The sequence below is a fragment of the Nocardiopsis sp. TNDT3 genome (assembly GCF_003427465.1).
Taxonomy (GTDB): domain Bacteria; phylum Actinomycetota; class Actinomycetes; order Streptosporangiales; family Streptosporangiaceae; genus Nocardiopsis; species Nocardiopsis dassonvillei.
On the sequence record NZ_QPFC01000406.1, the window covers coordinates 1 to 2,381 of the forward strand.

The following is a 2,381-nucleotide window of genomic DNA, read 5'->3' on the forward strand; positions in this document are numbered from 1 at the left end:
CCCCGCCTGCGTCCCCGACGCCGCCGCGACCGGGACGTTCGCCGTCACGTCGGCGACGTTGCCCGCGGCCCACACCCCCTCGACGCCGGTGAACCCGCCCGCCTCCACGGCCAGCTGCGCGCCCATCCCGGTCGGGTGCTCCGTCAACGCCAGTCCCAGGTCGGAGAGGAAGTCCGCGCGGGCGGTGAACCGCGGCGCCACCGCCAGCGTGTCCACCGCGATCTCCTTGCCGGAGGCCAGACGCACGCCCGCCAGCCGGTCCCGGTCGTCGACCTCCAGGCCGCGGACCCCGCCCTCGACCACGCCGACGCCCAGCGCGGCCAGCTGCTCCCACTGCTCGTCGCCCAGGTCCACGCCGTTGTGCAGGAACAGCGTCACCCGCGACGACAGCTGCCGGAACATCAGCGCCTGGTGGAACGACCCCGGCCCGGTCCCCAGCACCCCGACGGCCGTGTCGCGCACCTCCCAGCCGTGGCAGTACACGCAGTGCACCACGTCCCGACCCCACAGCCGGGCGAGGCCGGGGACGTCGGGCAGCTCGTCCACCAGCCCCGTGGTCAACAGCAGCCGCCGGGCCGCCGCGCGGCCCCCGTCCTCGGTGCTCACCACCAGGTTCCCGTCCTCCCGGCGCACGCCCGCGACGCGGCCGGACACGATCCGCCCGCCGTAGGAGGCGACCTCCTCGCGCCCCAGCCGGAGCAGTTCCAGCGGCGGGATCCCCTCCCGGGACAGCAGGCCGTGCGCCCCGGCCGCCGGGGCGTTGCGCGGTTCCCCGGCGTCGACGACCAGCACCGAACGGCGGACCCGGGCCAGCGTCAGCGCGGCCGACAGTCCCGCCGCACCGCCCCCGACCACCACGACGTCCCACGCCTCACCGGATGCCGGTACCAACTCGTTCTCGCTCATACCGCCACGATGCGGCCGCGGCGCCGCGTTGCCAAAGTCCTTTGCCGAACCGGCAAAAACGGGGTGGTCCAGAGGACCGCGGGCCCCCGGGCCACGGCTGCGGACCGCCGCGCGCCGGTGGTGTTTTCCCGGGAAAAACGGCATCCTGGCGCGATGACGGATACGTGGTACCGCGGTTCGGGGCCCTACTGCTACTCCAACTGCCTGGTCATGATGCTGGGTGGGGACGCGCCCGACGCCGCGGTGGTCGAGACGGTCACCGGCAGCCCCTTCGGCGTCCAACTGGAGGACGGGCTCGCCTTCTTCGACCCGTGCGGCTGGAACCCCGGCATCGGTGTGGACGAGGCGCTGACCGCCCTGGGCTGGACGGCGCGGACCACCAGCGGCGGCGACGCCGACACCGCGTTCGGCCGTCTCATCGCGGCCCTGGACGAGGGGCCGGTCATGGTCGGCCCCGTCGAGATGGGCCACCTGCGCCACCAGCCCGGCATGACCGGGCCGATCGGGGCGGACCACTACGTCGTCGTGCTCGGCGCCGACGACACCCACGTGACGCTGCACGACCCGCAGGGCCACCCCTACGCGCGGCTGCCGCGGGCCGCCTTCGCCGCCGCCTGGCGGGCCGAGAGCGTCGCCTACGCCGAGCCGTACACCATGCGCACCGAGTTCACCCGGGTCGGACGGGTCGACGCGGCCCGGGCGGTCGGCGCGGCCGTCCCCCGGGCGGTCGACTGGCTCGGCGGAGCCAACGGCGACGCGGCACTGGCCCTCGCGGACCTGGTCGGGCGCGGCTGCGACCCTGAGCTGCGCGGCCACCTGGTCGGCTTCGCGGTCCGGGTCGGCGCCCGGCGCCTGGCGGACGCGGCGGCCTGCCTGCGCGGCGTCGGCCACGCGGACGCGGCCGCGACCCTGACCGGGCAGGCCCGCCTGGTCGGATCGTTGCAGTACCCACTCGTCACCGGCGACGACGGCGCGGCCGCCGCGGTTCTACGGGACCTGGCCCCCACCTACGGGGTCCTGCGCGACCAGCTGGCCGGGTTCCGGAACCGGGAGGGCGCGTCTACCGCCGCCCCGGGCGGGTCCGGCGGTAGATGAGCCGACGGAGCAGATACTCGGCCGGGCCGGGGCGGCCGGCGCGCTCCAGGGCGTAGGCCGCCACGACCGTGACCAGCCACACGGCCAGCGCGAACGCCGCCATGGACGCGCTGTTGAGGTGGGCGCCCAGCCCCAGGCCCCAGGCGGTGAGCAGCGGGGAGAAGAGCAGCGAGTGGGCCATGTAACCCGACATGGAGCGCCTGCCCAGCGCCGCGACCGCGGTCACCGCCCGGCCCGCGCCGGTTCGGCCGACGCCTCCCCGTCGCGACAGTCCATGCGCGGCCAGGGCGAACAGCGCGACGTAGCCCAGCCCGCAGGCCAGCCCCGTGGCGGCCTGGACCGCGGGCAGCGGTCCCCCGTCCCCGACCGCGCCCGGGGCG

At 76.2% G+C, this 2,381-nt stretch carries 3 protein-coding genes; 1 reads left to right on the forward strand and 2 read right to left on the reverse strand.

Annotated features, from left to right (window positions below):
* The coding region (locus DQW06_RS10790) for an NAD(P)/FAD-dependent oxidoreductase (protein ID WP_157983399.1) at positions 1-906 on the reverse strand (906 nt) is incomplete at its 3' end.
* Between the two features lie 153 nt (positions 907-1,059).
* Here DQW06_RS10790 and DQW06_RS10795 point away from each other — a divergent pair.
* On the forward strand, positions 1,060-2,001 hold the full coding sequence (locus tag DQW06_RS10795; protein WP_013152111.1) for a hypothetical protein: 942 nt from the start codon (positions 1,060-1,062) through the stop codon (positions 1,999-2,001).
* Here DQW06_RS10795 and DQW06_RS10800 read toward each other — a convergent pair.
* The coding region (locus DQW06_RS10800) for a DUF418 domain-containing protein (protein ID WP_157983400.1) at positions 1,967-2,381 on the reverse strand (415 nt) is incomplete at its 5' end. The genes DQW06_RS10795 and DQW06_RS10800 overlap by 35 nt on opposite strands.